We start from the raw sequence: 8,457 nt of genomic DNA, 5'->3' as shown, positions 1-8,457 counted from the left end.
GAAGTTGGTTTACCTGTTAGAGGTCAAAGAACCAAATCTACTTTCAGAAAAAGTTCTTCAGTTGGTGTAAAACGTCGCGGATAGACGCAGAACTTTTTTTAAAAAACATTAATTATATTAAATTCAATTTTATTAAGGAGATGTTTTAATGGGACAACCTAGAAAATCAAGGAAAAAGTATAATACACCACCTCATCCTTGGAATGCGGAAAGAATCAAAAACGAAAATAAATTAATGACTAAATACGGTTTAAAAAACAAAAAAGAGATTTGGAAAGCCGATACTTTAGTCAGAAGATACAGTAGGGAAGCAAGATACTTACTTGGTTTTGCTGCTGATCAGATGGTAGAAGAAAAATTAGAATTATTAGGACACTTAGCTAGAACCGGTGTTTTGCCTGAAGACGCTGCACTTGAAGATATCCTCGACTTAAACGTTGAAGACATCTTAAGAAGAAGATTACAAACTATTGTATACAAAAAAGGTTTAGCTCGTACTCCTAAAGAAGCAAGAATGTTTGTTGTACACGGTCACATAACTTTAAACGGTAAAAAAATCAATTCACCAAGTTATGTAGTATTGAAAGGTCAAGAAGATGAAATAGGTTTCTATCGTTCTTCACCTGTAGCTAAACAAATTGAAGAGTATAACAAAGCAAAGGATAATAAAGCTAATACAGAAGAATAAAGGGTGTAACTATGGCAAAAGATGAAAAATGGGGTATAGCTAATATTTACTCATCATTTAATAACACTATTATTACTGTAACAGATATTACTGGTGCTGAAACCATTTCACAATGGTCTGGTGGAAGAGTTGTTCGTGCAGACAGACAACAAGCTTCACCTTTCGCAGCTATGGCTGCAGCAACTAGAATAGCTGATGATGCTAAAGAAAAAGGATTTGTAGGATTACATATTAAAGTAAGAGCTCCTGGTGGAAACGGACCTAGAAGTCCAGGACCTGGTGCACAAGCAACTATCCGTGCTTTAGCAAGAGCTGGAATTAAAATAGGTAAGATAGAAGATATCACTCCTATTCCTCACGACGGTACTGGAAGACCTGGTGGTAAAAGAGGAAGAAGAGTCTAAGTGGAAGGGTTTAATATGAAGATAGAAGTTAAAAGTCAAAGCGATGATGAAATTGTATTCATTGTTCGTGATGCTGAAGTACCATTTATGAATGCTATTAGAAGATGTGCAATGGTAAATGTACCTAAAATAGCTATTGAAGATGTTAACATTGTAAGAAATGACTCTGCTATGTTTAACGAGGTACTAGCTCATAGGCTTGGTTTAACTCCTTTAGTTTCTAATCTTGAAGCAATTGAAGGCTTACCTTTACCTGAAGATGAAGGCTGGGAATACGATGAAGAAAACGAAACCTGGGCTGACAATCTTAAAAAAGGTGTTGTTTTCAAATTAAATGAAGTCGGACCTAAAGTAGTTTATTCTAAGGATTTAATATCTTCAGACGAAACAATTAAACCAGTATACGATACCATTCCTTTAGTAAAACTTAAAAAAGATGAAGTAATTGACATTGAAGCTGTTGCAAAAGTTGGATATGGAAAAGAACATGCTAAATGGATGCCAACCACTGTATGTGCATACAAACAGTATCCTGAAATCACCTTCGATGACGAAAAAGAGGTTGATTACGACTGTGCATCTGCATGTCCAAGAGGTGTTTTAAAATCTGACAGAAGGTCAAAACACATTAAAGTCTTAGACATTGAAAACTGTGCTATGTGTAAAAGCTGTGTAAGGGCTTCCACTAACGGTTACATTAATGTAGGGTATCGTGAAAATGATTTCATATTTAGAATCGAAACTGATGGATCAATGCCTCCTAAAGAAGTTTTATTAAAAGCTTGTGACAAATTAGGTGAAAAAGCAGATAAATTTATCAGATTTAGTGAAGAAGGAGGAAGTTAATAATGGTTAAGAAAATTATCAAAACTAATCCTAACCTTATCGAACTTATTAATAAACTTAATAAAAAATCAAAAAGTGAAGATGCAGCTATTTGGAAAGATGTTGCAGGCAGACTTTCAAGGTCCAATAGAAGAACCGCTGAAGTAAACTTGTCCGATATTGCAAGACATGCTGAAGCAGGCGAAACTATTTTAGTGCCTGGTAAGGTTTTATCAAATGGTGATTTAACAGAAAAAGTAGATGTAGTAGCATTAAAATTCTCAGCTAAAGCACAAGAAAAAATCGAAAGTGCTGGTGGAGAATGCATCTCAATTGATGAGATAATCGAATCAAATCCTAAAGGATCAAACATTAGGATCATAGAATAAGTAGGGTGTTATTATGATTATTGATGGAGAAGGATGCGTTTTAGGAAGATTAGCTAGTGTAACTAGTAAAAATCTTTTAGAAGGCGAAGAAGTAGTAATTCTCAATGCTGAAAAAATTATGTTAACTGGAAACAAGGATTGGGCTTATGCTAAATACAAACAAAGAGTTGACAGGGCAAGTATTTCCAACCCTCGTGACTTAGGTCCTAAATATCCTAGAAGACCTGATGACATATTTAGAAGAACTGTAAGAGGAATGTTACCTTTCAAAAAAGCTAAAGGTAAAACAGCTTACAAAGGCTTAAAAGCTTTTGTTGGTGTACCAGCTGAATACGCTGATGCTGAACTCACTTCAGTTCCTGAAGCAGAATACAAGAATATTAAAAAAGGTATTGAGTTAGGAGAAATCTCCAAACTTTTAGGAGCTACCTTTTAGATATAAGGATGTGTGATTATGGTTAAAGTTATTCATACAAGTGGAAAACGTAAAACAGCTATCGCAAGAGGTACTGTTCAAGAAGGAACAGGTAAAGTTAGAATCAACAGAATTCCTTTAGAACTCTACTCTCCAGAGCTTGCTAACTTAAAATTACAAGAACCATTAATTTTAGCTGGCGATTTAGCTAACCAAGTGGATATTAACATCCGCGTTATTGGTGGTGGAGTAATGGGTCAAGCTGAAGCTGCACGTATGGTAATTGCTAAAGGACTCGTACAATGGTCTCAAGACATGGATTTAAAAGAAAAATTCATCCAATATGACAGAACCATGTTAGTAGGTGACCCAAGACGTTCCGAACCTAAAAAATACGGTGGTCCTGGAGCAAGAGCACGTAAACAAAAAAGTTACAGATAAATACTCTGTACTTTTATATTTTTATATAAATTAAAAAAGATGGTATAAATGATTCCTATAAGATGCTTAAGTTGCGGAAAACCTGTTTCTGCTTACTTTGATGAATATAACAAAAGAGTAGCAGCAGGTGAAAAGTCAAAAGATGTCTTAGATGACTTAGGTTTAACTAGATACTGTTGTAGAAGAATGTTAATTTCTCATGTTGAAACTTGGGAATAGATTTTACAAAGTGTAGGGATATTTTATTATAAAATATTAATCTTGGTAAAATATATGCCTAAAAATGGAAGTAATATTCATGAATGTTGAAAAAAAATTGACAAGGTTTGAAAGAGCTAGAATTCTTGGAGCTAGAGCAATTCAAATATCTATGGGAGCCAAACCATTGGTTGAAATCAAGGACTCTTTAGATCCAATTGACATAGCTTACGAAGAACTAAAAGCTGGAGTTTTACCATTAGATGTAATTAGAGATGAATAAATAGTTTACCTATTTATTCTTATAATTTATTTAAAAAAAATAAAAAATACCATAATAACTCTATAAAGAAACTTACTGATTTTTTAAAGAGTATAGATTATATGGTAATAAATTAAAGGGCACTGAGGTGTTTTTTTTGGATAGTATAATAGAAGACGTCCAAGTTCGCAAGATTTTGGACAGCAGAGGAAATCCTACCATTGAAGTGGATGTACTTACATGGAATGGTTCAGGTAGAGCTGCTGCACCAAGTGGGGCTAGTACTGGTTCAAGAGAAGTAGTATCATTCCCTGAAGGCGGAGTTGATAGGGTTGTAAGTGAAATGGAAGATTTCATTGCTTCTGAACTCATAGGTATGGATGCTCAAGACATCACTACCATTGATGAAGTGATAAGGGAAATCGATGGAACAGACAACATGTCCGCTATTGGTGGAAATACTGCCGTAGCTATTTCTATGGCTGTAGTTAAAGCTGCCGCTTCCTCTTATAACATGCCATTATACAAATACATTGGTGGAAATTGGGTAAATGAATTGCCGTATCCTTTAGGCAACATGATGAACGGCGGAGCGCATGCAGGCACCAATGCACCGGACATTCAGGAGTTTCTGGTTGTTCCAGTGGGTGCGGAAAATGTAAGCGATGCAATTTTTGCAAATGCTTCCGTTCATAAAAGATTAAAGGAATTAATTCAGACTAAAGATTCAAATTTCACTGGTGGAAAAGGTGATGAAGGAGGATGGGTACCTAATATAACCAACGACAACGCTCTGGAAATTCAAGCCCAGGCATGCGAAGAGGTTGGTGATGAGTTAGGTATTGAAATAAGGCCTTCACTTGACATGGCGGCGTCCGAATTATGGGATGCTGATAAACAAAAATACGTTTATGCTCAAGATGGCGTCGAAAGAGATACCGGCGACCAAATTGATTTCGTAAAGGATATCATTGAAACATACAAAATGTTTTATGTAGAAGACCCATTTGATGAATCTGACTTCGACGGATTTGCTCAATTGACTGAGAAAGTTGGAAACAAATGCCTTATCTGTGGTGATGATTTGTTTGTAACCAACAAGGAACTGTTGGCAAAAGGCATTGAAATGAAAGCTGCAAACGCTATTATTATAAAGCCGAATCAAATAGGTTCTTTATCCGAAACCTATGCTACTGTAAAATTGGCAAAGGAAAACGGTATTGTTCCTGTTGTGTCACATAGATCCGGTGAAACTACTGATGAGACTATTGCTCATTTGGCTGTTGGTTTCGCATCTCCGATGATTAAAACCGGAGCTATTGGCGGTGAAAGAATAGCTAAGTTAAACGAGCTGATTCGCATTGAAGAAGAACTTCCGAATCCAAGAATGGGGTCATTTTAAGTTTAATTAGGAGATTATTCTATGGCTAAAGTAACTATAGATTATGATAAATGTGATGGTGCAGACTGCGCAGAATGTGCTGACGTTTGCCCTATGGAAGTTTTAGTTCTTGAAGGTGACAAAATCGAAATTGTCAACCCTGAAGACTGTAGCTATTGTGAAGTATGTATGGACGTATGTCCAAACGAATGTGTAACTATTGAAGATGATGATTAAATAAAAGAGGTGTAATTATGGTAAATGACGAACTTTTAATAGACTTAGACAATTATTTAGCAGCAGGTTTACATATCGGAACCCAACAAAAAACTAGCGATATGGAAAAATACATATTCAGAGTAAGGTCTGACGGTTTATATGTTTTAGACATTCAAAAAACTGACGAAAGAATCAGACAAATTGCAAAACTTTTAGCAAAATATGACCCAGATGACATTTTAGTAGTGGCTACCAGACAATACGGTCAAGCTCCTGTTAAAAAATTCGGTGAAATTACCGGTGCAAAAACCATTCCTGGTAGATTCATCCCTGGTACTTTAACCAACCCAAATTATGCTAAATTCATTGAACCAAAAATCATTGTTGTAACTGACCCAAGATCTGATTCTCAAGCTATTTTAGAATCCAAACAAAACGGTATTCCTGTTGTCGCATTATGTGATACTGAAAACTTACTCAGTTTTGTAGATATTGCTGTACCTGTAAACAACAAAGGTAGAAAAGCTATCGCTTTAGTTTACTGGTTACTTGCAAGACAAATTTTAAGAGAAAGAGGAGATATTCCTGAAGACGGTGACTTAGATATTGATGCAACTGATTTCGAACTTAAATTTTAAGTGAGTTAAACATGTTAAGAAGACCTGCTGTTGCCGGATCATTTTATCCCAACAATCCTGAGGATTTAAAGAAGGTAATTGAAGATTGCTTTTTGGATGAGGCTGGAGTTTCTGAAATTCCGGAACTCAATTCATTCACTGGTAGTGATTATCCTATCAATGTTATGGTTCCTCACGCAGGTTATCAATATTCAGGTGCAATAGCATCTCATAGCTATTGCCAAATCGTTCAAAATGGTTTTCCTGAAGTTTTTATTATTTTAAGTCCCAATCACACTGGTCTAGGTAAGGAAATTTCTGTTTTTAATGAAGGACAGTGGATTACACCTTTAGGCAATGTTGATGTGGATGATGAATTTGCAGATGAAATAATTTCTGCATCAGACATCGCCACTTCAGATTTCAATGCTCATCTTTATGAACACAGCATAGAAGTCCAATTGCCTTTCTTACAATATTTTTCCGATGATTTTAAAATTGTTCCGATTACTATGGGTTCACAAAGCTTTTCAGCTTCAACAGATTTGGCAAATGCCATTTACGAAGCAGGAAATAAATTGAACAAATCATATTGCGTAATTGCAAGCACTGATTTGTCCCATTTCAATAATCAGGAAAAGGCAAATAAAGTCGACGGATTTGTATTGGAAGATATTGGAGACATGAACGAGTTCAAACTCTTTGAAGAAGTCGTTCAATACAACATTACCATGTGTGGTTACGGTCCAGTAATAACAACTATTTCACTTTCTAAAAGAACTAATAAAAGCAATTGTGAAATATTGGCATATAGAACCAGTGGAGATGTCACTGGGGATATGAGCTCAGTTGTAGGTTATGCTTCAGGTATTTTTAAGTAAGGTGATTTTTATGATAGCTAAAGCTTCTGCTCCCGCAAAAGCAATATTATTTGGAGAACACTCCGTAGTTTATGATGAACCTGCTATAGCAGGGGCAGTTAATAAAAGGGCTTTTATTACAATTAAAGATTCAGATTCTGATAAATCAATTTTCAGAGCTCCTGATATTGGTTTTGAAGCTGAATTGTTAACACGTCAAAAGAAATACATTTTAACTAAAGGAAAACCAGGCATTATTAGATATATTTTAGAGTCTCTTCATAGAGTACATGACCACTCTCCAATTGACATAACATTATCATCAAATGTACCTATTGGTTCAGGGCTCGGTTCATCAGCTGCAGTTACTGTAGCAACACTTGCAGCACTGTATAGATATCACAATATCCGTTTCAACAAAAGTTCTCTTGCTCATGATGCCCATATGGTTGAACAGGCTGTTCAAGGGGTAGCCAGTCCGTTGGATACACTAGTATCAACTTACGGAGGCCTTGTTTATCTGTCCAGAAATAAAAAAGTCGAACACATTAATATTAACTTTAATGTGCCGTTCGTTGTAGGATACACTACTAAACATGGCAATACTGGTAAAATGGTTAAGGACGTAAAGAACCTGAAAACAAGAAACCCTAAGATAATCAATCCAGTTATCACTGCAATGGGAAATCTGACCAATTATGCCAAGCAAGCTCTTTTGAAAAGAGATTTCAATAAGGTGGGAGAACTTATGAATATCAACCACGGATTTTTGGACGTTTTGGGAGTAAACACCGTTGAGCTGTCCCGTATGGTATATGCGGCAAGGGAAGCAGGTGCAATAGGTTCCAAAACTACCGGAGCAGGTGGTGGGGGAAGCATCATTGCATTATGTCCTGGCAAAGTCGATGAGGTGGCGGAGGCCATTTCACGTGATGATAATATTTTAAAGGTTAACTTTACTCGTAAAGGAGTTTCTTCAAGGGTTTACAAGTGATTTTATGATTATTTTAAAGATTGGCGGAAGTATTTTAACTAATAAGGATTCAAAAGAAAGCGAAGTAGATACTGAAAGCCTCAAAAGAATCGCATCTGAAATAAAGTCTTCTTTGGACAATTCTTCAAAGGAATTGATTATTGTTCATGGCGCAGGGTCTTTTGGCCATCCGCCAGCTAAAAAATATAAAATTGGTGAGGCATTTGATGAAAGCGAATATCCTCAAAAAAGAATTGGATTTTGCGAAACCCAAAATGCAGTAAAAGAATTAAACATGCATATCTGCAAGGCATTCATTGAACAGGGTTTACCTGTAATTGCAATTCCAGCTTCCAGTTTCATGACAGCAACAAACAAAAGGATAACCGAAGGCAATCTTGATAGCTTTAAAAGATACTTGAACAAAGGTTTCATTCCGGTTATTTATGGGGATGTTGTCTTGGACAATGAATTGGAAATCTGCGTCATTTCAGGCGATCAGCTTATCCAGTATCTGGCAGTAAATTTAAATCCGGACAGGGTAATCCTTGGAACTGATGTTGATGGGGTCTATAATAAAAATCCTAAAACACATGACGATGCGAAATTTTTCGACAAGTTCTCATCTTTGGATGATCTGGATACTTTTGAAGGAACAACAAATGTCGATGTAACTGGTGGAATGGTTGGAAAGATTAAAGAACTTTTATATTTAGCAGATTTAGGCATTGAATCTAAAATAATAAATGCTGAAGTTGAAAACAATGTTTTCAAGGTTTTGGAAA

At 35.9% G+C, this 8,457-nt stretch carries 14 protein-coding genes and 1 pseudogene; all 15 read left to right on the top strand.

Annotation, left to right across the window (positions count from 1 at the left end; all coding sequences use genetic code 11):
- Nucleotides 1-84 (top strand): annotated as a pseudogene (gene rps13p / locus Q0W25_RS08530) (30S ribosomal protein S13); the annotation flags it as partial.
- A gap of 64 nt (nucleotides 85-148) precedes the next feature.
- Nucleotides 149-688, top strand: a complete 540-nt coding sequence (locus Q0W25_RS08525; protein WP_297827970.1) for a 30S ribosomal protein S4 — start codon at nucleotides 149-151, stop codon at nucleotides 686-688.
- An 11-nt stretch (nucleotides 689-699) separates the two neighbouring features.
- A complete protein-coding gene (locus Q0W25_RS08520; protein ID WP_067043626.1) occupies nucleotides 700-1,092 on the top strand; it encodes a 30S ribosomal protein S11 in 393 nt (130 codons plus the stop codon).
- Nucleotides 1,093-1,107: 15 nt separating this feature from the next.
- The gene (locus Q0W25_RS08515; RefSeq protein ID WP_297827968.1) at nucleotides 1,108-1,938 is read left to right on the top strand and encodes a DNA-directed RNA polymerase subunit D; all 831 of its coding nucleotides are present in this window, start codon (nucleotides 1,108-1,110) and stop codon (nucleotides 1,936-1,938) included.
- A gap of 2 nt (nucleotides 1,939-1,940) precedes the next feature.
- Complete coding sequence (locus Q0W25_RS08510) at nucleotides 1,941-2,306, top strand: 50S ribosomal protein L18e (RefSeq protein ID WP_298521152.1); 366 nt, start codon at nucleotides 1,941-1,943, stop codon at nucleotides 2,304-2,306.
- 13 nt (nucleotides 2,307-2,319) lie between these two features.
- Nucleotides 2,320-2,742, top strand: coding sequence for a 50S ribosomal protein L13 (locus Q0W25_RS08505; RefSeq protein WP_297827964.1), 423 nt, complete (start codon nucleotides 2,320-2,322; stop codon nucleotides 2,740-2,742).
- Between the two features lie 18 nt (nucleotides 2,743-2,760).
- Complete coding sequence (locus tag Q0W25_RS08500; RefSeq protein ID WP_297827962.1) at nucleotides 2,761-3,162, top strand: 30S ribosomal protein S9; 402 nt, start codon at nucleotides 2,761-2,763, stop codon at nucleotides 3,160-3,162.
- Between the two features lie 48 nt (nucleotides 3,163-3,210).
- Nucleotides 3,211-3,381: a DNA-directed RNA polymerase subunit N gene (locus tag Q0W25_RS08495; protein ID WP_042694539.1), complete on the top strand. Its 171-nt coding sequence runs from the start codon at nucleotides 3,211-3,213 to the stop codon at nucleotides 3,379-3,381.
- Between the two features lie 64 nt (nucleotides 3,382-3,445).
- A complete protein-coding gene (locus Q0W25_RS08490; RefSeq protein WP_297827959.1) occupies nucleotides 3,446-3,643 on the top strand; it encodes a DNA-directed RNA polymerase subunit K in 198 nt (65 codons plus the stop codon).
- A gap of 136 nt (nucleotides 3,644-3,779) precedes the next feature.
- A complete protein-coding gene (gene eno / locus Q0W25_RS08485; RefSeq protein ID WP_298521148.1) occupies nucleotides 3,780-5,024 on the top strand; it encodes a phosphopyruvate hydratase in 1,245 nt (414 codons plus the stop codon).
- 21 nt (nucleotides 5,025-5,045) lie between these two features.
- Entirely contained in the window at nucleotides 5,046-5,240 is a 195-nt protein-coding gene (locus tag Q0W25_RS08480; protein WP_297827955.1) for a 4Fe-4S dicluster domain-containing protein, read from the top strand.
- Nucleotides 5,241-5,257: 17 nt separating this feature from the next.
- Nucleotides 5,258-5,860, top strand: a complete 603-nt coding sequence (gene rpsB, locus Q0W25_RS08475) for a 30S ribosomal protein S2 (RefSeq protein WP_298521146.1) — start codon at nucleotides 5,258-5,260, stop codon at nucleotides 5,858-5,860.
- 11 nt (nucleotides 5,861-5,871) lie between these two features.
- Nucleotides 5,872-6,720 (top strand): AmmeMemoRadiSam system protein B, encoded by an 849-nt coding sequence (gene amrB / locus Q0W25_RS08470; protein WP_298521144.1) that lies wholly within the window; start codon nucleotides 5,872-5,874, stop codon nucleotides 6,718-6,720.
- A 10-nt stretch (nucleotides 6,721-6,730) separates the two neighbouring features.
- Nucleotides 6,731-7,693, top strand: coding sequence for a mevalonate kinase (mvk, locus tag Q0W25_RS08465; RefSeq protein WP_297828607.1), 963 nt, complete (start codon nucleotides 6,731-6,733; stop codon nucleotides 7,691-7,693).
- 4 nt (nucleotides 7,694-7,697) lie between these two features.
- A partial coding sequence (locus tag Q0W25_RS08460; protein ID WP_298521142.1) for an isopentenyl phosphate kinase occupies nucleotides 7,698-8,457 on the top strand: 760 nt, incomplete at its 3' end.

The sequence above is a fragment of the uncultured Methanobrevibacter sp. genome, from assembly GCF_947166415.1.
GTDB lineage: Archaea > Methanobacteriota > Methanobacteria > Methanobacteriales > Methanobacteriaceae > Methanocatella.
Note: the sequence above shows the minus strand (reverse complement) of the source record. Positions and strands in the feature narration are given on the sequence as shown.